The following is a 21,294-nucleotide window of genomic DNA, read 5'->3' on the forward strand; positions in this document are numbered from 1 at the left end:
CCCGCCCCAGCCTCCCCCCGTCTGTTTGAGCCCCCCTTCGCCTGCCTATCTCGCCCGTCCGGTGCGCTCTTGTCGTGGGGGGAGGCCCCCCCCCCGGCGCGAGTGACTTCTCGACGGGCTCGGCCCGGTTGGATCAGGTCAGTCGAACTTGCGCTTCTGCCGCGGCTTGCGGGGGCGGTCACCGAAGTCGGAGCTGCTGCCCGGCCGGCCGCCCTTGTCGAAGCGGCCGCCGGAGCGACGCACGGGCCCGCCGCCGGAGTCCTCGGAGAGCTCGATGAGCTTGCCGGAGATGCGGGTCGACTCGAGCGCCTTCCAGGTCTCGGGGGCCAGGTCCGCGGGGAGCTCGACGAGGGAGAAGTCGTTGCGGATCGAGATGTTGCCGAAGTCGGCGCGGCGCAGGCCGCCCTCGTTGGCGATGGCGCCGACGATCTGGCGCGGCTCGACGCGGTGGCGCTTGCCCACCTGGATCTTGTAGGTGGCCAGCGGTTGACCCGTCTGACGCGACGTACCCGTCTCGCGGCGAGGGCCGCGGTCGCTGTCGCGGTCATCGCGACGTCCGCGACGGTCCTCGTAGGCGGGCTTCTCGGGCTCGGGGTCGAGGAGCAGCGGCTCCTCGCCGTGGAGCACCGCGGCCAGAGCGGCCGCGACATCGACCTCGGGGACGTCGTGCTCATCGACGTAGTGACGCACGACCTCGCGGAAGAACTCGATGCGCTCGCCCTCCTGCAGCGCGGCGGTGATGCCGTCGTCGAAGCGGGAGAGGCGGGTCGCGTTGACCTCGTCGACCGAGGGCAGGTTCATCTGCTTCGGCGATGCCTTGGTGTGCTTCTCGATTGCGCGCAGCAGCCACCGCTCACGCGGGGTGACGAACGAGATCGCGTCGCCGGTGCGGCCGGCACGCCCGGTGCGGCCGATGCGGTGGACGTACGCCTCGACGTCGGTCGGCAGGTCGTAGTTGACCACGTGCGAGATCCGCTCGACATCAAGACCACGAGCCGCGACGTCGGTCGCGACCAGGATGTCCAGCGAGCCGTCCTTGAGCTGGTTGACGGTCTTCTCACGCTGGTTCTGAGCGATGTCACCGTTGATCGCGGTGGCCAGGAAACCTCGCGCGCGGAGCTTCTCGGCCAGCGACTCGGTCTCGGACTTGGTGCGCGTGAAGACGATCATGCCCTCGAAGTTCTCGACCTCGAGGATGCGGGTGAGCGCGTCGACCTTCTGGGGGTAGGACACCATCAGGTAGCGCTGGGTGATGTTGGTCGCGGTCTGGGTCTTCGCCTTGACCGAGATCTCCTTCGCATCGCGAAGGTACTTCTTCGACAGCCGGCGGATCTGCGCGGGCATCGTCGCCGAGAAGAGCGCGACCTGCTTGTCCTCGGGGGTGTCGGCGAGGATGGTCTCGACGTCCTCCGCGAAGCCCATGTTGAGCATCTCGTCGGCCTCGTCGAGCACCAGGAAGCGCAGCTGGGAGAGGTCGAGCGTGCCCTTCTCCAGGTGGTCCATGATCCGGCCGGGGGTGCCGACGACGACGTGGACGCCACGACGCAGCGCGGTCAGCTGCGGGCCGTAGCCCTGCCCGCCGTAGACCGGCAGGATGCGTACGCCGTTCAGGTTGGACGCGTAACGCTCGAACGCCTCGCACACCTGCAGGGCCAGCTCGCGCGTCGGCGCGAGCACCAGCGCCTGGGGCGCGTTCTGGTAGATGTCGAGGTTCGAGAGCACCGGCAGCGCGAACGCGGCGGTCTTCCCGGTGCCGGTCTGCGCGAGACCGACGACGTCGCGGCCCTCGAGCAGCGACGGGATGGTCGCGGCCTGGATCGCGCTCGGCGTCTCGTAACCGAGCGCCTTCACGGCGTCGAGGACACCGGCGGACAGACCGAGTGAGTCGAAGGTCGGACCCTGCTCTGCCTCCACGCTGGGCTCACCGCTGGTCGCTTCGGGCGCGGGAGTAGTGGATACGGCAGATTCAGCGTCGGTGCTCACCCTCCAACGGTAGGCCCATATAGCACGATCTCGACATTCCTCGGCGCGGTGGGCCCCGTCACTCAGGACACGATGACTTCGTCGCCGACTGCGATCTCACCGGGGTGCTCGACGCCGAGATGCACCGCCGCCCAGGTCTTGCCGCCCCACCTTCGATGGATCGCGAGCGTACGCAACGGCTCCTTGCTCTTCTCCAGCGTCACCGGATCGATGGTGGTCATCACGCAGCGCGGGACCGGCGAGACCACCCGGAACCGGACCGGACCGATGCCGATCTCGTTCCACCCGTCCTCCACGAACGCCTCCTCGGCACCCTCGACCAAGAGACTGGGCCGGAACCGCTGCGCGGTGATCGTCGCCTCGCTCCAGGAGTCGATCGCAGCGACCGAGGCGTCGGTGATCAGCGAGACCGCGGAGTCGTCCTGGAAGGCCGCGTGGTCGGAGGCGGCGAACCCGTCCTCGGCGTCGAGCACCCGCCGGAACGGGTCGTGGCACCACACCAGGGACAGGTCATCGCGGCCGAGGACACGGCGCAGCCACGTGTCGGCCTCCGGACCTGCCGGGCGCACACGCATCTTCGGACGTTTGAACATCTGGACGTCACGTACGTCCTGGCTCGGGAGCGCCACCTCCATCGGCTCGTGTCCGGGCGCACTCAGCCGGAGGTCGGCGCCGCCGCCGGTCGCCGGGGTGTCGGCGACGATGGTGAAGAGCTCCCGGATCTCCCGCGCGGAGACCAGCTCTCCCGCACCGTCGACGACCATCCACTCCCGGTCCCCGACGAGCCCGGCCCTGCCGACGTACGCCTCCTGCACCGGCCTGATCGCCGTCGACTTCACCGGATGGAGATTGATACCCGCCAGACGCATGGCCCGATTGAACCGCTCTTGGCTACTCAACGGTTACCGATTTAGCGAGATTCCGCGGCTTGTCGACGTCGTGACCGAGGGCCTTGGCGGCGTGGAAGGCGATCAGCTGGAGCGGGATGGTCAGCAGGATGGGGTCGAGCTCGACCTCGTTCTTCGGTACGTCGACGCGCAGCGCGTCGAGCTCGCCGAGGTCGACATCGGGGTGGGTGACGACGACCAGCGGCCCGCGGCGGGCGCTGATCTCGTGCAGGGCCGCGACGTTCCGGTCGGTCAGCTCGTCCTGCGGCACGATCGCCACGGTCGGAACGGACTCGGAGATCAGCGCGAGCGGACCGTGCTTGAGCTCGGAGGTCTGGTACGCCTCGGCGTGCCGGTAGGAGATCTCCTTCAGCTTCTGGGCGCCTTCGCGCGCGACCGGGTAGCCGCGTACGCGACCGACGAAGAACATCGACTCGGCCTCGGCCAGCCGGGCCGCGACCTCCTCGAGGTGTGACTCGCTCTTGAGGATCTCCTCGATCTGGGTCGGCAACGCCTGCAGGCCGGCGATGAGCCGCTTCCCGTCGGCGATCGAGAGGTCGCGTACGCGGCCCAGCTGGAGCGCCAGGAGCGAGAACGCGACGTACATGTTGGTGAGCGCCTTGGTCGAGGCGACCGCGATCTCCGGACCGGCGTGCAGGTAGATGCCGCCGTCGACCGCGCGCGCGATCGCCGAGCCGACGACGTTGACGACGCCGAGGACCCGGCCGCCCTTGCGCTTGATCTCCTGCACGGCGAGCAGCGTGTCGATCGTCTCGCCGGACTGGGACACCGCGACATAGAGGGTGTCGGGCTCGATGATCGGGTTGCGGTAGCGGAACTCCGACGCCGCCTCGGCGTCGGCGGGGACCCGGGCCAGCTCCTCGATCAGTCCGGCACCCATCTGGCCGACGTAGTAGGCCGAGCCGCAGCCGAGGATCTTCACCCGGCGGATCGCGCGCAGCTCGCGCGGGTCGAGGTTGAGCCCGCCGAGGTGGGCCGTGCCGAACCGCTCGTCGAGCCGCCCCCGCAGCGCCCGCTCGACCGAGGACGGCTGCTCCAGGATCTCGGTGAACATCCGCGGCTCGTCGGCGAGCTCGCCGTACTCGTACGCCGACGGGTCCACATCGACCTCGCGAGCCGTCGTGGTGGTCGTCGTCAGATCCTGGCGGAAGGTCGTGAAGCCGGTCGCGGTGATGGTCGCGAGCTCACCGTCGTCGAGGTGGGCGACGGTGGTGGTGTGGCGTACGACCGCGGCCAGGTCCGAGGCGACGTACATCTCCCCGTCGCCGACGCCGACGATCAGCGGTGAGCCGTTACGGGCGACGACCATGCGGTCGGGGAAGTCGGCATGCACGACAGCCAGGCCCCAGGTGCCCTCGACCTGGGAGAGCGCGTCGACGACCTTGGCCTCGAGCGTGTCTGCGGTCGACACTCCGATGAGGTGGGCGAAGACCTCGGTGTCGGTGTCGCTGACCAGCTCGACGCCCGCCTCGGTGAGCCGCCCCCGCAGCGAGGCGGCGTTGTCGACGATCCCGTTGTGGACCACGGCCACGCGACCGTCGGCGGAGACGTGCGGGTGGGCGTTGGCGTCGTTGGCCGGGCCATGGGTCGCCCACCGGGTGTGACCGATGCCGACCTTGCCGGCGAAGCGCTTCGGCAGGGCATCGACCAGATCGCGTACGCGGCCGGCCTTCTTCACCACCTGGAGCCTGCTGCCCAGCACCGCGACGCCCGCCGAGTCATAACCGCGGTGCTCCAGCCGGGCCAGCCCCTCGGTGAGCAGGCCAGCAGCCTGCTGGGGTCCGATGTAGCCGACGATTCCGCACATGTGTCCCGTCCAATCTTTCCGTCGTTCTATCCGTAGATGAGCCGTCGCAGCTGCCGTTCGGTCAGCTGCGGCGCGGCGACGACCCGCGCCCGAAGCTCCTCGGCGAGCTGCGCGAAGATCGCGTCGTTCTTCGCGCCGTAGGTCTTCAGCTGTGAATGCCGGCGGCGTACGTAGGCCTCGACCGGTTCGTCGAAGTACGCCACCACGTCCTCGATCACTCGCGCCGCCTCCGCGGGCACGAGCCCAGTGGTGGCGACCAGGTGGTCGATCAGCGCTTGCTCGGCCTTCACTCCACCAACTGTGAGCCACCCACGGGACAAGGTTCAAGTTTCTGCCCGATTTCGGGCAGGACTTGCCCTTTTGGCCCAAGTGGGGCGCCACGCGCCCGCCTAGCCCCTTTCGAGGGCTCGAAGTGGAGCACCGCACGCCACTTGGCCCACTGCTTGGACATAGGAGTGGGGGTGCGGTACCTTAGGTGAACACAAGGTGAACAGGAGGTGTCTGATGAACGGAAATAAAGTGACTGGCAAGCTCGAGCTCCGCTGGCTCCCCGTCGTCGACCGCCGCGGCCGTAAGCACATGGAGGCCCGCTGGGTCGAAGTCAGTGCACCCGCGACCGCTCGTCACGCTGCCTGACAACCGCTCAACACGCACGAGGCCCGCCCCCGACAGGGGAGCGGGCCTCGTGCATTTAGGGATAGCGTTGTCACTGCAACCAATTTTCCCCCCGTCGTCAGGAAAGGCCACGCGAGCGGGAACATTGGGAGAGATTCCCCCGTTATGATGATTGCAGTTTCAACCAATTCTTCCAGGAGCACACTCGCTATGGGTATTTTCAGCAAGAAGGACACGGCACCCGCCGAGACCGAGTTCGACGCCCCGACCGCCGCCATCGAGGACATCGCGGGTGACTACACCCTCGACATCGCCCACACCCGTCTGGGCTTCTCGGCTCGCCACGCGATGGTGACCACCGTCCGGGGCTCGTTCAAGGAGTTCGAGGGCACCGCGACGATCGACACCGCCGAGCCGTCCAAGTCCAAGGTCTCGCTGACGATCAAGGCTGCATCCGTCGACACCGGCAACGCCGACCGCGACGGCCACCTGCTCTCGGGCGACTTCTTCGAGAACGAGGCCCACCCCAACATCACCTTCGAGTCGACCGAGGTCGAGTTCGACGGCGAGACCTGGAACATCACCGGCGACCTGACCATCAAGGGCACCACCAAGTCGGTCACCGTTCCCTTCGAGCAGACCGGCTCCGCCAAGGACCCGTTCGGCAACACCCGCGTCGGCTTCGAGGGTGCGGTCGCGATCAACCGCACCGACTGGGGCCTCTCCTTCAACGCCGCCCTCGAGACCGGCGGCGTCCTCGTCTCCGAGAAGATCAAGCTCGAGTTCGACATCTCCGCGATCAAGAACGCGGACGAGGCTGCCTGATCCTGAGGTCGATCTGACCCACGACTGCGTCGGGGCCACCGGGAGATCTCCCGGTGGCCCCGACGCATCTCATCCGTGGATCGCTCAGGGCGCGTCCTGGACGTAGTAGTGCTTCTCCGCCCCGACCCGACCGACGCCGACGACGTCCACGGACGAAGAGTCACCGGTCGCTCCCCCGGCGAAGCCGACCTTGTCCGTGCCGAGATCGACACCGCGACCGCCGCCCAGGGGCGAGCCGGTGCCCTCGTCATGGTGGACGACGCCACCGCCGGCGGCATTGTCGACCGGAGACTCGACGTGCGCGCGGCCACTGGCCACGACCGTCGTCCCATCGGTCGTCACCGTCACGGCCGCGTCGCTGCCGGCCGCCGCTCCCGAGATCGTCACCGGACCCGCGGGTCCGCGGTCCGGAGTCTTGATCGGTTGCTGGGCCACCGAGGCGGCCCGGCCGTCGGCCTGCTCAGCGGACTGCGAGTCGGCGCAGGCGACCGCGGCACCGGCGACGATCAAGCCACCTGCCGCAAGGGTCACCGCCGCCGATCGCCGAAGTCCCTGGAGGACCTTCGAGTTCATCGCGTTCTCCTGACGTGGTCGGGGATTGAGGGAATGCGGGACCCCGTCAGCGCCTGCACCCGGCGCCCGAGCGCACGGGGATCGCGGCTGACACCGACGGGGTCCCGCCGAGCGGGGCGAGCGAGGTCCTGGTCACGCTCATAGCCCCACCCATCGGACCGGACGGATCGGCAGTCTGAGACGACTGGCCAGCTTCACGCCCGGTGGTAGATCCATGCAGGGCGACGCCCCCCGGCGTCCAATCGCCCACATGGATCCGTTGCTCGGTTCGACGCTCGACCGTCACGGCGCGTCCGGCATCACGAGCCGTCGCGGCACGGCTCACACCGTGGCCTCGACTGCTCGTCGAGGCCGTCACAGCCTCATTGCTCACCATGGACGCTCCCGAGTTCGGTCCGAATCAGAGCTTTCAGTACTTGTTACGTACGTCGATGCGCCGATGTTGCAGTTCTCGGAGAAATATCGAAGAAGTCCCGCAAACACGTCGCGGAGACGTGTTTGCGGGACTTTGTATCCGAGTCAGTAGCCCCTCAGTGCACCTCCGTCGTCGAGCTCAGCTCCTCGACGACACCCTCGTCGCCCGCGTCGACCGAGTAGTCCGCCGCCGAGGTGGCGTCCTCACCGTCCGGCACGTTGAGCGCCCTCAGGATCGGGGTCAGGACGACGACCACGATGAGATTGAGCAGGAACGCGGTGAGCGCGATGTAGATAGGCGTCTCCGTGCCCGGGAACGGCGCCAAGGGTCCACCGAAATGCTCCTGCGTGGGCGAGGAGACGCCGTACGCGACGATCGTCCCGTACGCCATCCCGACCGCCCAGCCGGCCAGGACCGCCCACCGGTGGAACCACCGGGTGTAGAGCCCGACGACGATCGCCGGCAGCGTCTGCAGGATCCAGACACCGCCGAGCAGCTGCAGGTTGATGGCGTACGACTTCGAGAGCGCCAGCACGAAGATCAGCGCTCCGAACTTCACGATCAGGGACACGATCTTGGCCTGCTTGGCCTCGTCCTGCGGGGTCGCGTCGGGCTTCAGGTAGGCCTTGTAGATGTTGCGCGTCCACAGGTTCGCCGCCGCGATCGACATGATCGCCGCCGGCACCAGCGCACCGATGACGACGGCCGCGTAGGCGACGCCCGCGAACCACGCCGGGAACTGGTCCTCGAAGAGCTGCGGGATCGCCAGCTGCGGGTTCGGCGGGTCGCCGACCATGACCCCCGCCGCGAGGGCGACGAACCCGAGCAGCGCCAGGAGCCCCAGCAGGAACGAGTACGCCGGCAGCAGCGAGGCGTTGCGGCGGATCACGTTGCGGCTGCGGGTGGAGAGGACGCCGGTGATCGAGTGCGGGTACATGAACAGCGCGAGCGCCGAGCCGAGGGCCAGGGAGGCGTAGGCCCACTGGCCGGCCGCCTGCGACGGGAACAGCGCCTTCGGGGCGGCGTCGCCGGCGGCGATCGCGTCGGCGTTCTCGGTGTTGAACGTGTCGAAGCTGTTCTGCACCGTGTCGAAGATGTTCGCCCAGCCACCGAGCTGGGACGGGATGTAGAGGATCGCCACGATGATCACGATGTAGATCAGCGAGTCCTTCACGAACGCGATCAGCGCCGGCGCCCGCAACCCGGAGGAGTACGTGTAGGCGGCGAGCACCGCGAACGCGATGAAGAGCGGCAGGTCACGGATGAACCAGTTCGAGGAGTCGCTCTGCAGACCCATCACCTCGAGCACGACCTCCATGCCCACCAGCTGCAGCGCGATGTACGGCATCGTGGCCAGCAGGCCGGTGACCGCGACGGCCAGACCCAGGGACCTGGATCCGTAGCGGCCGACGACGAAGTCGGCCGGGGTGACGTAGCCGTGCTTGTGCGAGACCGACCACAGCTTCGGCAGGAACGCGAAGATCAGCGGGTAGACGAGGATCGTGTAGGGCACCGCGAAGAACCCGACCGCCGATCCGGCGAACAGCGTCGCGGGCACCGCGATGAAGGTGTACGCCGTGTAGAGGTCGCCTCCGATGAGGAACCAGGCCACGAACGTACCGAAGCCGCGGCCACCAAGACCCCACTCGTCGAGGTTGTCCATCGACTTCGCCCGGCGCCAGCGCGCGGCGGAGAAGCCGAGGATCGTGACCAGCAGGAAGAGGAAGGCGAAGACGGAGACCGCTACCACGCTCACTGGCCACCCTCCTTCCACGGGCGCCCGGCGGTGGCACGGTCACGCCGGAACGCGGCCTTGGCGACGAAGTAGGCGATGGTCGTGAACAGGACCGAACAGGGGATGAGGACGAGCTGGAACCAGAAGTAGAACGGGAATCCGGCGAACGTCGGATCCTCCTTCGCGTACAGCGGCACCGCGAGTGACGGCGCTGCTGCCGCGAACAGGAGGACCCCGACAAGGATCCACGAGCCCTTGGACGAGGACGGCATGGGTCACCTCCGAGAATCTGTCGAAGTGGGGTTCGGACGATCTGTGACCTTGGTCACAATTGCGGACGGTGTCCAGCCCAATTGGACCGATACGACGACGAACGGTCGTTCTGCCGGGACGAACGGTCGAATCGCCTGCCGAGGAACCCCTTCAGGGCTAGCCTGCGAGGTGATCCTCCCCCTCGGCACAGGAGCGCCCCATGAGCACTGAAGTCCCCCGGATCGACCGCCGCCGTCTGCTCGGCGCTGCCGCAGCCGGCGCCGTGGCGGCACCGCTTCTCGCCGGTTCGGCGGGAGCCTCGACCGAGCAGGTCTCACCGCTGGGTGGTGGGGCGGCGGTCAGGACCGGCGCCGAGCGAGCCGCCGGCGACGGCTGGTCGGTGCTGTCTGGCGATCGGGTCGGCATCATCACCAACCCCACCGGCGTGCTCGGCAACCTGCGCAACATCGTCGACGAGATGCACGAGTCGGGAGCGGTCCGGATCGCCGGTGTCTTCGGTCCCGAGCACGGCTTCCGCGGCACCGCTCAGGCGGGCGGCTCGGAGGGCACCTTCGTCGACGAGCGCACCGGGCTGACCGTCTACGACGCCTACGGCGCCAACGTGGCGAAGATGACCGAGCTGTTCACGACCGCCGACGTCGAGACCGTCGTCTTCGACATCCAGGACGTCGGCTCCCGGTTCTACACCTACATCTGGACGATGTGGACGGCGATGCAGGCGGCCGTCGCGACCGAGAAGCGCTTCGTGGTCCTCGACCGCCCCAACCCCGTGGGCGGGACCGCCCGCGGACCGATGATGACCGCGGCGTACACCTCGGGCGTCGGCGCCCGCGAGATCGTCCAGCAGCACGGGATGTCGGTCGGTGAGCTCGCCCGGTTCTTCGACGGCGAGTTCCTCGGGGAGCACGCCGGCGGGCAGCTGGCGCAGCTCGACATCGTCCAGGTCTCCGGCTGGCGGAGAAGGACGTTGTACGCCGACACCGGTCTCGACTTCGTTCTGCCGAGCCCCAACATGCCGACCTCCGACGCCGCGCTGGCCTACCCCGGCACCTGCATGTTCGAGGGCACCAACCTGTCCGAGGGACGTGGCACCACCAAGCCGTTCGAGCTGATCGGGGCGCCGTTCGTCGACCACCGCTGGGCCGCGGCGCTGGAGGAGGCGAACCTGCCGGGCGTGACGTTCCGGGAGGCGTACTTCAACCCCTCGGTCAACAAGTTCGCCGGCCAGGTCTGCGGCGGGGTGCAGGTCACGATCCAGGATCGCGACCGCTTCGATCCCGTCCGCACCGGCGTCGAGATGCTGGTCACTGCCAAGGCCCTCTACCCGGAGTTCGCCTGGCGCCAGGACTCCTGGGACACCGCCCGGCCGTTCTGGATCGACAAGCTCACCGGGTCGACGAGGCTGCGTACGCAGATCGACGCGGGCGCCACCGGCGACGAGGTCGAGGCGGCCTGGCGAGACGAGCTGGCCGACTTCGACGCGACCCGTCGCCAGTACCTGCTCTACCGCTGACCTCGCCCACCCGGCGAGGTCAGCGGAGGTCAGCGAAGGGCGGCGGTGGCGGCTGCGAGGGCGGTGACGCGGTCCCAGTCACCGGAGGCGAGCGCGTCGGCGGGGGTGAGCCAGGAGCCGCCGACGCAGCCGACGTTGCCGAGGCTGAGGTAGCTGGGGGCGGTCGCGAGCGAGATGCCGCCGGTGGGGCAGAAGCGCGCGTCGGGGAGCACGGACGGCAGCGAGCCCAGGTACTTGACGCCGCCGGAGGCCTCTGCCGGGAAGAACTTCATCGCGGTGTGGCCGGTCTCGAGCACCGCGATGGCCTCGGAGACGGTGGCCGTGCCGGGCAGGAACGGTAGGCCGGTGTCGCGCATCGCGCCGTGCAGCGTCGGGGTGGCACCCGGCGAGACCAGGAACTGGGCGCCGGCCGCGGCGGCCTCCTTGGCGAGCACGGGAGTGGTCACGGTGCCGGCGCCGATCAGGACCTCCGGCACCTCCTCGGCGATGGCTCGGATGGCGTCGAGAGCCACCGGCGTACGCAGGGTCAGCTCGACCACGGGCACGCCACCCTCGGCGAGGGCACGGGCCACGGGCACCGCCTGGTCGACGGAGTCGACGACGACGACCGGGATCACCGGGGAGAGGTCGAGCAGGTGGGCGGAGGTGAGGTCAGACATGAACGGGGGTCTCCTGGGGCGAGGCGAACTGGAAGACGGACGCGCCGGTGTCGGCGGAGCCGACGGTGGCGCGGAAGGCGGAGAAGAGCTCTCGGCCGGTGCCGCGCCACTCGGCGTCGAGCGGCGCCCGACCGGTGGTGGGACGGTGCGCGAACTCGTCGGCGTCGACCCCGATGCTCAGGGTGCCGGCGACGGCGTCGACAGTGATCAGGTCGCCGTCCTGCACGCGGGCGAGCGGGCCGCCGAGCGCGGCCTCGGGGGTGAGGTGGATGGCCGCGGGCACCTTCCCCGACGCGCCAGACATCCGGCCGTCGGTGACGATGGCGACGTGCTGGCCGCGGTCCTGCATCACCCCGAGAGCCGGGGTCAGCTTGTGCAGCTCGGGCATGCCGTTGGCCGCGGGGCCCTGGTAGCGGATCACCGCGACGAAGTCGCGCCCGTCGAGGCGCTTCTCGGAGAAGGCGGTCAGGAAGTCGGCCTGGTCGTCGAAGACGACCGCCGGGGCGGAGACCACCTGGTGCTCGGGCGCGACCGCCGAGGTCTTGATGACGGCGGTGCCGAGCTCGCCGGTCAGCACCCGCAGACCACCGTCGCTTGAGAACGGGTCGTCTGCCGGGCGCAGCACGTCGAGGTCGCCGGAGACCGGGGCGCCCTCGACCAGCTCGATCTCGCCGTCGCGGGTGAGCCGCGACTCCTGGGTGTAGGCCGACAGGCCCGGGCCCAGGATCGTGGTCACGTCCTCGTGGAGCAGACCGGCCTCGAGCAGGGTGCGGACCAGGAAGCTGACGCCACCGGCGGCATGGAAGTGGTTCACGTCGGCGGAGCCGTTGGGGTACATCCGGCTCAGCAGCGGGACCACCGGCGACAGGTCGGAGATGTCGGCCCAGGTCAGCTGGATCCCGGCGGCGCGGGCGATCGCGACCAGGTGGAGGGTGTGGTTGGTCGAGCCGCCCGAGGCGAGCAGCGCGACACAGGCGTTGATGATCGACTTCTCGTCGATCATCTCGCCCACACCCGGGCCGCCGGTGAGCGCCAGCTCGGTGGCACGCGCGGCGGCGGCGCGGTTGAGCGCGGCCCGCAGCAGGGTGTCCGGCGAGGCGAACGAGGAGCCCGGCAGGTGCAGCCCGAGCACCTCCATCAGCAGCTGGTTGGAGTTGGCGGTGCCGTAGAAGGTGCAGGTGCCGCGGGAGTGGTAGCTGGCGGCCTCGGCCTCGAGCAGCTCCTCGCGGGTGGCCTCGCCTGCTGCGTACCGCTGTCGGACGCGGGCCTTCTCCTTGTTGGGGAGCCCCGAGGACATCGGGCCGGCCGGCACGAAGACGGTCGGCAGGTGACCGAACGAGAGGGCCCCGATCAGCAGGCCGGGCACGATCTTGTCGCACACGCCGAGCATCAGCGCGGCGTCGAACATGTCGTGCGAGAGGGCGATCCCGGCCGACATGGCGATCACGTCACGGGAGAAGAGGGAGACCTGCATCCCGTCGCGGCCCTGGGTGATGCCGTCGCACATCGCGGGTACGCCGCCGGCGACCTGCGCGAGCCCGCCGGCCCGCATCACCGCGGCCTTGAGGAGCGGCGGGTAGGTCTCGTAGGGCGCATGCGCGGAGAGCATGTCGTTGTAGGAGGTCACGATCGCGACGTTGGGCTTCGCGGCGGGGGTGACCACCTTGAGCTCGGCCTTCGTCGGCGCGGTGGAGGCCGCGAAGCCGTGGGCCAGGTTGCTGCACGCGAGCCGGCCGCGGGCGGGTCCGGTCGCACGGGCGGACGCGATGCGGGACAGGTAGTCGGCCCGCGTGGCCGCGGAACGCTCGATGAGGCGGGCGGTGACGTCAGCGACGGTTGGGGAAACGGCGGTCACGGGTCCTCCAAAAGACAGTGTGCTTTGGCACACCTTGACACGATCTTTGGATCGATACAAGTAATTCTTTGGTACATGAAAGACATAAGGGGCGTACGCTTCACCCCATGCCCGAGATGACAACCGCCGCCGACGTCCTCGCTCTGGTGCGTTCCGGACGCGCCCTGACCCGCAGCGATCTGCAGAAGACGACCGGTCTCTCGCGTACGGCTGTGGTCTCCCGGGTCTCGGCTCTCGTCGACGCCGGACTGATCCTCACCGGGGAGGAGCTCGCCTCCACCGGTGGCCGGCCTCCTGGCTCGCTGACCTTCAACGCCGACGCCGGGGTGGTGCTGGCGGTGGCGATCGGGCGCTCACGCAGCCAGCTCGCTGTCTTCGACCTCGACGGCCGCGAGCTCGCCGGCGACACCCGTGACCACGAGGTCGGGATCGCCGCCGACGACCTCATGCCCGACGTGACCGACCGGCTCGAGCGGCTCCTGGAAGGCATCGAGCCGCCCGTTCTCGGCGTCGGGATGAGCCTGCCCGGCGTCGTCGACCCCGTCCGCCTGGTCTCGGTCGACTCACCGGTGATGCGGGGCTGGGACGGCGTGGCGCTCGACCCCTACTTCGACCGGCTCACCGACGGGCCGCTGGTGCTCGTCAACGACACCGACGCGCTGGCCACCGCGGAGCTCTTCGGTAGCGGGCTGCACCCGCGCGACGCGCTCGTCGTGAAGGCGTCGACCGGTCTCGGCCTCGCGGTCATCGCCGACGGTCGGGTGCTGCGCGGCCACGCCGGTGCGGTCGGCGAGATCGGCCACACCCGGGTCGAGTCCGCCGGCGAGCGCCCCTGCCGCTGCGGTGCCACCGGGTGCCTGGAGACGGTCGCGGCCGGCTGGGCGCTGACGCAGGGCCTGGTCGACTCCGGCGTCTCAGCCGGACACATCCGCGACCTGGTCGCCGCCGCGCTCGCCGGCGACGCCATCGCCCGCGGCCTGCTGCGCGAGGCCGGTCGCCAGCTCGGCGAGGTGCTCGCGATCGCGATCAACCTGCTCAACCCGGAGGTGGTCGTCATCGGTGGCGACATGGCCGGGGCCTTCGACCTCTACACCGCGGGCGTACGCGAGACCGTCTACTCCCGCTCGACCGCCCTGGCCACCCGCGACCTGACCTTCGTCCCCTCCACCCACGCCGACTCCACCGGCATGGTCGGCTGTGCCGCGGTGGTCATCAACCACCTGCTCTCGCCCGAGCGCCTCGATGCCCACCTCGACGCCGTCGCCAAATGACCCCTACTTCGCTCCGACGGTGAAGGCTGCCTCCACCTCGGCGTAGACCGAGATGTCGTCGGGATCGAAGGCGAGATCGGGTGCTCCGGGGGCCGACTTCCGGGCTCCGGCCGGGGCCATCTCCATGTCCAACGCCGCCGCGTACGTCACCTCGCGGCTGACCCCGACGTCGTTGATGCTCCGGACCTCGACCGGACCGAGGTCGAGCGCATCGGCGTAGTCCTGCGCGCGCACCTTGGCCTGGCGCACCGCCTCCTGACGTACGTCACGCTCGACCTTCAGACGGCTCTCCTTGGTCAGCTGCCACGAGACGTGGTCGACCCGGAGTCCCTCGTTGCCCGCGGTGCGGCCGACCCATGTCGACAGCGCCTTGAAGTCGACGAACTCCGCCCAGAGGCCGACCGTCGCACGGTGCACCAGCGGCAGCTGCTTGCCGTCCTTGTGCCAGGGCCGCTCTGCCGACGTGCGCGCCCGCTGGATGACGAGCCTCTTGATCGCGCCCTCCCGCTCGAGCCGCTCGAGCTCCGTACGCACGCCGTGCAGCCCACGCCGCAGCTGCTCCATCACCGGCTCCGGCGCGGGGCCGTCGAACCGGACCTCGGCGGACACCACCCCTCGCTCCGGCGCCACCTCGACACTGTGGGACCCACGCACCTTGATCAGGACTTCGCTCATGCCGCCGCCTCCGTTCGATAGATCGAAGAGTGCGGAACCGGCGGCCTGAGGCCTGTTGTCGCTCGCTGGCGCTCGCTCATGCAACGAACGTACGTCCTCAGGACATATCCTCACCAGGGTGACCGCAACCAGCCGCCTCCGCCAGATGACCGGACGCGACCCGCACGAAGCGCATCGGGCCGCGACTCCCTTGGAGCTGCTCTTCGACCTCACCTTCGTCGTGGCCTTCGGCATGAGTGGCGACGAGCTGGCCCATCAGCTCGCGGAGGGCCACGTCGTGGCGGGGATCGTGGCGTTCTGCTTCGCCTCGTTCGCGATCTGCTGGGCCTGGATCAACTACTCCTGGATGGCCTCGGCCTACGACACCGACGACTGGGCGTTCCGGCTGCTCACGATGGTGCAGATGGTCGGCGTGATCATCATGGCTCTCGGCCTGCCGGAGATGTTCGAGAGCATCCACGAGGGCGATCGGCTCCACAACGAGATCCTGATCGCCGGGTACGTCGTGATGCGGGTCGCGCTCTGCGGCCAGTGGCTGCGCGCCTGGCGCCAGGATCCTGCCCGACGCGGCGCGCACCAGGTCTATCTGGTCACCATCCTCACAGCGCAGGTGCTCTGGTGCGTCATCGCGGTGCTGCCGCTGAGCGTGCCCGTCGCGTTCGCGGCGATGATGGTGCCGCTGGTGATCGAGCTGGTCGGCCCGTTCATCGCCGAGCGCCGCTTCGGCGGCACTCCCTGGCACGCGGACCACATCGCCGAGCGCTACGGGCTGCTGACGATCATCACCCTCGGCGAGGGCGTCATCGGCACCGTCGCGGTGATGTCCGCGATCGTCCACGAGCCGGAGCTGGGGTGGAGCCTCAACGCGATGTTGCTGCTCGCCGCCGGTATCGGCCTGACCTTCGGCCAGTGGTGGACCTACTTCATCATCCCCTGGGCCACGATGCTCGAGCGGCACCGCGACCGCTCGTTCCTGTGGGGCTACGGCCACATCCTGGTCTTCGCCTCGATCGCGGCCACCGGAGCCGGCCTCCACGTGGCCGCCTACCTGCTCGAGGACCATTCCGAGCTCGGCGAGGTCGGCACGGTCCTCTCCGTCGCCATTCCCGTCGGGGCGTACGCCCTGGTCCTCTACCTCCTCTACAACTCGTTCATGCACGTGATCGACCTGTTCCACATCATCCTGGCCGTCCTCACCGCGGCCGTCCTGGTCGCAAGCGTCCTGATGGCGGCCGCGGGCGTGCCGGTGGCGTGGTGCCTCGTGGTCGTGGCTCTGGCGCCGGTGGTCACCATCGTCGGCTACGAGGTTGTCGGCCACCGCCACATCGCCGACCACCTCGAGACCTTCTGATCAGGCCTTCGGGTCGGGGCCGGGCTCGTTGTCCTCGGTCTCCTCGACCTCGTCGATCTGCTCGGCGGTGACGGTGTGTTCGTCGTCGCCGGCCGCGAGGATGCCGTAGAGCTTGCGCCGGGTGTCGGCGAGAACGTCGGCGGCGGCCTGGCGCTGGGCGTCGGTGCCGGAGGTGGCGAGCTGCCACACGGCCGGGAGGACCTGGGCGAGCTCGCCGCCGAGGACTCCGAAGCCGGCCAGGTCGCCCAGACCGCTGGGACCACCACGACCGCCGCGGCCCTGGCCGCGGGCGTTGTCGACGGCCTTGTCGAACGGCGTCCAGACGGCTGCCAGCTCGTCGGCGTGCTCGGTGGCGTAGGTCTTGCCGGCCTCGGTCAGCCGGATCGCCCGGCGGCCGTGCTCGTCGTCGGACTCCACGAGACCCTCGTCCTCGAGCTGCTGGATGGTCGGGTAGACCGAGCCGGGGCTCGGCCGCCACTCACCCGAGCTGCGCTCGGAGATCTGCTGGATCACCTGGTAGCCGTTGATCACCTGGCCCTGCTCGGCCGCTTCGGCCATCACGTAGATGATGGCGGAGCGTACGTCACCACGACGGACCCGGGGACCGGGCCGCTGCGGGGGCTGGTTCTCGAAGCCGAGCAGTGCCGCGATCCACGGCGGCGGACCAGCCGGTCCACGACCGCGACCGTGGTGGCCACCCTGCCAACCGGGGCCGCCGGGTCCGCCCCAACCGGGACCACCCTGCCAGCCATGGGAGCGGCGTGGGCCGCCCTTGCCGAACTCTCGACCCATCTGGTCGATCCACTCACCCCAGGGGTTGCTGTTGTTGTACGTCATCAGGTTTCTCTCTAACTTTCGGAAGACTAGATCGCGTTCCTTCGCGATATATCGTGATCTTACGCCGAAGATCAGAGCGATTCAAGCCAAAACGAAGGGAGCCCCCAGATACCCGGGGGCTCCCTGACGTGACCCTGAGGGTCGCGAGTGCGATCAGACGCCGGGCGCCTGCGGCGGCGTCGGGTTCTGAGCGGTCGGCGCAGCAGCCGAACGCGCGCCGCTCTCGGCCTGGAGCCGCTCCAACTGCCGGGCGGCAGCGTCGCGACCGCCGAGACCGAAGGCGAGCGCCGCAGCAGCGGCACCACCGACGACCACGGCACCGAAGCCGAGGTTGATGATCGAGTCGGCAAGCCCCATGAAGCTCAGCCCGATCGCGACGAAGAGCACGATCGTGGCGTACTTCAGGATCTGCGACGCCGATCCGGGCACGATCTTCGCGAGCACCGAGGCGATCACGACACCGGCAGCGATGATCGCGCCACCGAAGACGACCCGTCCACCCAGCTCGAGCACCTCGGCGATGAACGCGGTGATCTGCGGGAACTCCAGCATCTGCGCCGCCATCACGGCGAAGAAGAGCACGATGCCGATCTGGATCACCTTGGTGATCGCCGGGGTCGCGCTCTGACCCTGCGGCAGCACGTCCATGGAGTGGAGGGCGCGGTCGAAGCCGAGCCCGTCGATGAGCTGACCGAGGACGTCGGCGGCGAAGCGGGCGATGACCACGCCGATGCCGAGCAGGATCGCGGCGGCGATGAGCTTCGGGATCGCGGCCAGGATCATGGCGAGCATGAGCTCCGCAGGCCGCGAGATCGAGCTGATCCCGAGAATCTGCAGAGAGGCGATGGCCACCACGATCATGATGATCGCGTAGAGAACGAGACCGATGACCTTGACGATCTGCGCGGCAGCACCCGAGGGCGCAGCCGATGCATCGTACGGGTCGGCGGCGGTGTCCACACCCACTGTCGCGTCGACCTGGCCGGAGAGCTTGCTGCCGCTGCCGAGCCACTTGTCGAACGGGACCGCACCGAGCGCGGTCTCGACGAGCTGGCGGACGACCTTGGCGACGAGCGCGCCGACGATGAAGACGAAGACCGCGCCGATGAGGTTGGGCAGGAAGCCCAGCACACCGTCGAGCAGGCCCTGGATCGGCGTCAGCACCGAGCTGAGCCCGAACAGGTCCAGCAGCGCGATCAGACCGAAGAGCCACACCAGCAAGGCGGCCACGGAACCGAGGCTCTTGCCGATGGTGTCCCCGTCATTTCCAGCCTTCTGGAGCACCGGGATCTTCGAGGTCAGCTTCGCGAACGCCCAAGCGACGATCTTCGCGATGATCCACGTGACCACCAGGATGACGATCGCGGCGAGCACCTTGCTCCCGAGACCCACCCAGTCGATGTCCTTCACGGCATCCATTTGTCTCTCCCCTCAATAGGGTTCTGAAAAGGTGCCTGAGATCGACGAGCAGCCCGAGTGATGCGCGCAACAGGCACCTCTGCTTCCAGAGACGTTCGTCCAGATGGAGCCTTGAAGCAAGTTTGGCGCTCCAGCGGACGCAAATAGGCAATTGATTTACAATCCCGCTTCTCCTGTAAGGAACGCCGTGAAACGTTGCCTAAGAGACCAACCAGGCAGCGTACGCATCGAAGGAGTAGGGCCGGCCGAGGAAGTCGGCGACCAGGTCGGCGGCGTCCTTCTCGCCACCGCGGGCGAGCACCAGATCGCGGTAGCGGCCCGCCACCTCCGGGTCGAACAGGTTGTCCCGGTCGAAGGCGCTGAACAGGTCCTTCGCGATGACCAGCGACCACATGTAGGTGTAGTAGGCCGAGGAGTAACCGCCCAGGTGGCCGAAGTTGGCGAAGAAGTGGGTGCCCTCGAGATAGGGGTAGGGAGAGTACGCCGCCTGGAGCTCCTCGAGCCGCTTGGTCAGATCGTCGGGCTGTTCCTTGTGGAACCAGTAGGAGATCGCGGCGTAGAACATCTGCTGCCGGGCGTGATAGCCCTTGCCGAAATCGTCCGCGGCCCGCATCCGCGCGACCAGGTCGGCGGGGATCGGCTCGCCGGCCGCGTTGGTGGCGAAGGTCTGGAGTACGTCGGCGTCCCAGGCCCACTCCTCGAGCATCTGGCTCGGCGCCTCGACGAAGTCCCACTCCGTCGCGACCCCGGAGAAGCGCGCCCACTCGCCCTGTCCGCCGAGCACGTGGTGGATCAGGTGGCCGAACTCGTGGAAGAGGGTCACCACGTGGTCGTGCTCCATCAGACCGCGGGAGAAGTTGCAGACCAGCACGCCCTCAGGGAGCTGCCGGCCCTTCACGCCGGGGGCGAGGTCGAACTGCGCGGCGTGCTTGTACTTGCCCTCGCGGGGGTGCAGATCGAGAAAGATCCGGCCGAGGGGCTCGTCGCCGTCCTGCTGATAGACGTCGAAGACGCTCACATCCTCGTGCCAGGTGACGACGTCGGCGACCGGCTCGTAGCGCAGTCCGAAGAGCCGGCCGGTGACGTCCAGCAGGCCCTGGTGCACCTTCGCGAAGTCGAAGAACGTACGCACCACCTGGCTGTCGACGTCGTACTTCTCCTGCCGCACCAGCTCCTCGTAGTAGAGCGCGTCGGCGGCGGAGACCGCACTGGCGCCGGGGACATCGCGGTCGTAGCGGTCGAGGAGCACCTCGAGGTCGCGCTTCATCCTCCCCTCGGAGGCACCGGCGATCTTGTCGATGAACTCCGGGATCGCCGGTCCCTCGCCGATCATCTTCACCGCGGCGTCGAAGGCGGGCCAGTCCTCGAAGCCGACCAGGTTCGCCAGCTCGTGACGCAGCGCGAACATCTCCTTCAGGACCGCGTCGTTGTGCGGCCAGCCGCGCTCGAGGCCGGCCACGGTGACGGCGCGACGGATCGCGGGATCCTTCACGAACATCCGGGCGGGAAGCGCGTCAGGGTAGTCGGTGGTGATCTCGACGAGCCCCTTGTCGTTGACCGGGTGCGCCTCCAGCCAGTCGGCCGGCATCCCGTCCAGCTGTTCGGGCGTGGCCAGGGTGATGCGTACGTCGTCCCGGGCCACCCGGGAGAACTCGAGGTTGAGCTCGGTGAGCCGTTCGTTGATCTCGGTGAGCCGGGCCCGGGTGGCGTCGTCGCGGTCGACGCCGGCGCGGGTGAAGTCCTGCAGCGTCTTCTCCAGGAGCCGCTCGGCCAGCGGGTCGAGCGCATCCGTCTGGTCTGATGGTAGGTCCGCGAACACCCGGTAGAGCGCCTGGTCCTGAGTGAGCTCGGTGCGCAGCCGGTCGACCTCGACCTCGGTGTCCTCGCACGCCGTCCGCACCGCCTCGACGGGATGAACATTGGCGAGCAGGCCGGCCAGGCCACCGAGCGAGCCGAGCTCCAGGGACAGCTCGTCCCAGGCCTCGAGCACCTCGATCGCCTCGCTCGGCGGCGCGGTCCGCAGCTTGTCGGCCAGCTCCCGCACATGGGCCAGCGTCGCGGACGTACGCTCCTTGACCCAGCTCTCCGCGGCTTCGGTGTCGGGCAGGGCAAGCGGCTCTGGCGTCATGCGGCAAGCCTGCCACGACCTGAAACGCTTCGCGGCCGAGATCCGGCGAAGCGTTGGTTCAGGTCCGAGGCTCAGTCGTCCCAGGAATACTCGTTCGGGAAGCGGTGGACCTCCTGCGGCCAGTCGAGGCAGACCGCCACCTTGCCGGCCCAGTAGCGCGCCGCCTCGTCATCGGGCACGTCGATGACCGTGAAGCCGCCGATGTGCTCCTTCGTCTCGACATAGGGACCGTCGGTGAAGACGGCCTCGCCGTTGTCCGCGTCGACGCTGAAGAGAGCGGTCGAGGCGTCGATCCCGCCGTTGGCGTAGACGAAGACCCCGGCCGCCTTCATCTCGTCGAGCACGGCCTTCGAGGCGATGCTCTTCTCGCGCAGCTGCTCCGTCGTGTGCTCGTCCACCCACTCGTCGTTGAACGCGATCATGTACTCGGGCATTCGTGTCGTCTCCTCGTC

The 21,294-nt window shown here is 68.9% G+C and carries 18 protein-coding genes; 4 read left to right on the forward strand and 14 right to left on the reverse strand.

Annotated features, from left to right (window positions below):
* Positions 1 to 138: 138 nt before the first annotated feature.
* The 4 genes from ACFWQC_RS15040 to ACFWQC_RS15055 form a co-directional block, all read right to left on the reverse strand.
* Positions 139 to 1,983 carry a DEAD/DEAH box helicase gene (locus ACFWQC_RS15040; RefSeq protein WP_378679159.1) on the reverse strand — a complete coding sequence of 615 codons (1,845 nt, stop codon included), beginning with the start codon at positions 1,981 to 1,983 and terminating at the stop codon, positions 139 to 141.
* A gap of 62 nt (positions 1,984 to 2,045) precedes the next feature.
* A complete protein-coding gene (locus ACFWQC_RS15045; RefSeq protein ID WP_378679162.1) occupies positions 2,046 to 2,852 on the reverse strand; it encodes an MOSC domain-containing protein in 807 nt (268 codons plus the stop codon).
* A 22-nt stretch (positions 2,853 to 2,874) separates the two neighbouring features.
* Positions 2,875 to 4,698, reverse strand: coding sequence for a glutamine--fructose-6-phosphate transaminase (isomerizing) (glmS, locus tag ACFWQC_RS15050; RefSeq protein WP_378679165.1), 1,824 nt, complete (start codon positions 4,696 to 4,698; stop codon positions 2,875 to 2,877).
* A gap of 26 nt (positions 4,699 to 4,724) precedes the next feature.
* Complete coding sequence (locus tag ACFWQC_RS15055; protein ID WP_378679168.1) at positions 4,725 to 4,988, reverse strand: hypothetical protein; 264 nt, start codon at positions 4,986 to 4,988, stop codon at positions 4,725 to 4,727.
* 535 nt (positions 4,989 to 5,523) lie between these two features.
* On the opposite strand from ACFWQC_RS15055, the gene ACFWQC_RS15060 reads away from it, so the two are divergent.
* Positions 5,524 to 6,138, forward strand: coding sequence for a YceI family protein (locus ACFWQC_RS15060; protein WP_378679171.1), 615 nt, complete (start codon positions 5,524 to 5,526; stop codon positions 6,136 to 6,138).
* Between the two features lie 84 nt (positions 6,139 to 6,222).
* On the opposite strand, the gene ACFWQC_RS15065 is transcribed toward ACFWQC_RS15060, so the two are convergent.
* The 3 genes from ACFWQC_RS15065 to ACFWQC_RS15075 all read right to left on the reverse strand — a co-directional run bounded on the left by ACFWQC_RS15065 (position 6,223) and on the right by ACFWQC_RS15075 (position 9,133).
* Positions 6,223 to 6,711, reverse strand: coding sequence for a hypothetical protein (locus ACFWQC_RS15065; RefSeq protein WP_378679174.1), 489 nt, complete (start codon positions 6,709 to 6,711; stop codon positions 6,223 to 6,225).
* Positions 6,712 to 7,241: 530 nt separating this feature from the next.
* Positions 7,242 to 8,882 carry a monocarboxylate uptake permease MctP gene (gene mctP / locus ACFWQC_RS15070; RefSeq protein WP_378679176.1) on the reverse strand — a complete coding sequence of 547 codons (1,641 nt, stop codon included), beginning with the start codon at positions 8,880 to 8,882 and terminating at the stop codon, positions 7,242 to 7,244.
* A complete protein-coding gene (locus tag ACFWQC_RS15075; RefSeq protein ID WP_378679179.1) occupies positions 8,879 to 9,133 on the reverse strand; it encodes a DUF3311 domain-containing protein in 255 nt (84 codons plus the stop codon). Before ACFWQC_RS15075 ends, mctP begins: the two co-directional genes overlap by 4 nt.
* Positions 9,134 to 9,333: 200 nt before the next feature.
* Between ACFWQC_RS15075 and ACFWQC_RS15080 the strand changes: the two genes are divergently transcribed.
* Positions 9,334 to 10,647: an exo-beta-N-acetylmuramidase NamZ domain-containing protein gene (locus tag ACFWQC_RS15080; protein WP_378679182.1), complete on the forward strand. Its 1,314-nt coding sequence runs from the start codon at positions 9,334 to 9,336 to the stop codon at positions 10,645 to 10,647.
* Positions 10,648 to 10,676: 29 nt separating this feature from the next.
* On the opposite strand, the gene eda is transcribed toward ACFWQC_RS15080, so the two are convergent.
* Together eda and edd are read right to left on the reverse strand one after the other, a co-directional pair.
* Complete coding sequence (eda, locus tag ACFWQC_RS15085) at positions 10,677 to 11,306, reverse strand: bifunctional 4-hydroxy-2-oxoglutarate aldolase/2-dehydro-3-deoxy-phosphogluconate aldolase (protein WP_378679185.1); 630 nt, start codon at positions 11,304 to 11,306, stop codon at positions 10,677 to 10,679.
* Complete coding sequence (gene edd, locus ACFWQC_RS15090; protein ID WP_378679188.1) at positions 11,299 to 13,161, reverse strand: phosphogluconate dehydratase; 1,863 nt, start codon at positions 13,159 to 13,161, stop codon at positions 11,299 to 11,301. Before edd ends, eda begins: the two co-directional genes overlap by 8 nt.
* Positions 13,162 to 13,268: 107 nt before the next feature.
* On the opposite strand from edd, the gene ACFWQC_RS15095 reads away from it, so the two are divergent.
* Positions 13,269 to 14,432: an ROK family protein gene (locus tag ACFWQC_RS15095; protein ID WP_355229052.1), complete on the forward strand. Its 1,164-nt coding sequence runs from the start codon at positions 13,269 to 13,271 to the stop codon at positions 14,430 to 14,432.
* A 3-nt stretch (positions 14,433 to 14,435) separates the two neighbouring features.
* On the opposite strand, the gene ACFWQC_RS15100 is transcribed toward ACFWQC_RS15095, so the two are convergent.
* A complete protein-coding gene (locus ACFWQC_RS15100) occupies positions 14,436 to 15,107 on the reverse strand; it encodes an SIMPL domain-containing protein (protein ID WP_378679192.1) in 672 nt (223 codons plus the stop codon).
* Between the two features lie 118 nt (positions 15,108 to 15,225).
* Between ACFWQC_RS15100 and ACFWQC_RS15105 the strand changes: the two genes are divergently transcribed.
* Entirely contained in the window at positions 15,226 to 16,458 is a 1,233-nt protein-coding gene (locus ACFWQC_RS15105; RefSeq protein WP_378679194.1) for a low temperature requirement protein A, read from the forward strand.
* Here ACFWQC_RS15105 and ACFWQC_RS15110 read toward each other — a convergent pair whose 3' ends face one another.
* From ACFWQC_RS15110 to ACFWQC_RS15125, 4 genes are all read right to left on the reverse strand, one after another.
* Positions 16,459 to 17,295, reverse strand: a complete 837-nt coding sequence (locus ACFWQC_RS15110; RefSeq protein WP_378679197.1) for a PadR family transcriptional regulator — start codon at positions 17,293 to 17,295, stop codon at positions 16,459 to 16,461.
* A gap of 153 nt (positions 17,296 to 17,448) precedes the next feature.
* On the reverse strand, positions 17,449 to 18,714 hold the full coding sequence (locus ACFWQC_RS15115) for a mechanosensitive ion channel (protein ID WP_378679200.1): 1,266 nt from the start codon (positions 18,712 to 18,714) through the stop codon (positions 17,449 to 17,451).
* Between the two features lie 199 nt (positions 18,715 to 18,913).
* On the reverse strand, positions 18,914 to 20,842 hold the full coding sequence (locus tag ACFWQC_RS15120) for a M3 family metallopeptidase (protein ID WP_378679202.1): 1,929 nt from the start codon (positions 20,840 to 20,842) through the stop codon (positions 18,914 to 18,916).
* A gap of 71 nt (positions 20,843 to 20,913) precedes the next feature.
* Entirely contained in the window at positions 20,914 to 21,276 is a 363-nt protein-coding gene (locus ACFWQC_RS15125) for a YciI family protein (protein ID WP_378679205.1), read from the reverse strand.
* Positions 21,277 to 21,294: the final 18 nt, after the last annotated feature.

The organism is Nocardioides sp. NPDC058538, assembly GCF_042719275.1.
Lineage (GTDB): Bacteria > Actinomycetota > Actinomycetes > Propionibacteriales > Nocardioidaceae > Nocardioides.

What these genes read in the sequence shown, in the direction of transcription:
- ACFWQC_RS15045 (WP_378679162.1), bottom strand. Translation starts at nt 2,852, where the DNA reads ATGCGTCTGGCGGGTATCAATCTCCATCCGGTGAAGTCGACGGCGATC.
- glmS (WP_378679165.1), bottom strand. Translation starts at nt 4,698, where the DNA reads ATGTGCGGAATCGTCGGCTACATCGGACCCCAGCAGGCTGCTGGCCTG.
- ACFWQC_RS15060 (WP_378679171.1), top strand. Translation starts at nt 5,524, where the DNA reads ATGGGTATTTTCAGCAAGAAGGACACGGCACCCGCCGAGACCGAGTTC.
- ACFWQC_RS15065 (WP_378679174.1), bottom strand. Translation starts at nt 6,711, where the DNA reads ATGAACTCGAAGGTCCTCCAGGGACTTCGGCGATCGGCGGCGGTGACC.
- ACFWQC_RS15075 (WP_378679179.1), bottom strand. Translation starts at nt 9,133, where the DNA reads ATGCCGTCCTCGTCCAAGGGCTCGTGGATCCTTGTCGGGGTCCTCCTG.
- ACFWQC_RS15080 (WP_378679182.1), top strand. Translation starts at nt 9,334, where the DNA reads ATGAGCACTGAAGTCCCCCGGATCGACCGCCGCCGTCTGCTCGGCGCT.
- eda (WP_378679185.1), bottom strand. Translation starts at nt 11,306, where the DNA reads ATGTCTGACCTCACCTCCGCCCACCTGCTCGACCTCTCCCCGGTGATC.
- ACFWQC_RS15095 (WP_355229052.1), top strand. Translation starts at nt 13,269, where the DNA reads ATGCCCGAGATGACAACCGCCGCCGACGTCCTCGCTCTGGTGCGTTCC.
- ACFWQC_RS15100 (WP_378679192.1), bottom strand. Translation starts at nt 15,107, where the DNA reads ATGAGCGAAGTCCTGATCAAGGTGCGTGGGTCCCACAGTGTCGAGGTG.
- ACFWQC_RS15110 (WP_378679197.1), bottom strand. Translation starts at nt 17,295, where the DNA reads ATGACGTACAACAACAGCAACCCCTGGGGTGAGTGGATCGACCAGATG.
- ACFWQC_RS15115 (WP_378679200.1), bottom strand. Translation starts at nt 18,714, where the DNA reads ATGGATGCCGTGAAGGACATCGACTGGGTGGGTCTCGGGAGCAAGGTG.
- ACFWQC_RS15120 (WP_378679202.1), bottom strand. Translation starts at nt 20,842, where the DNA reads ATGACGCCAGAGCCGCTTGCCCTGCCCGACACCGAAGCCGCGGAGAGC.
- ACFWQC_RS15125 (WP_378679205.1), bottom strand. Translation starts at nt 21,276, where the DNA reads ATGCCCGAGTACATGATCGCGTTCAACGACGAGTGGGTGGACGAGCAC.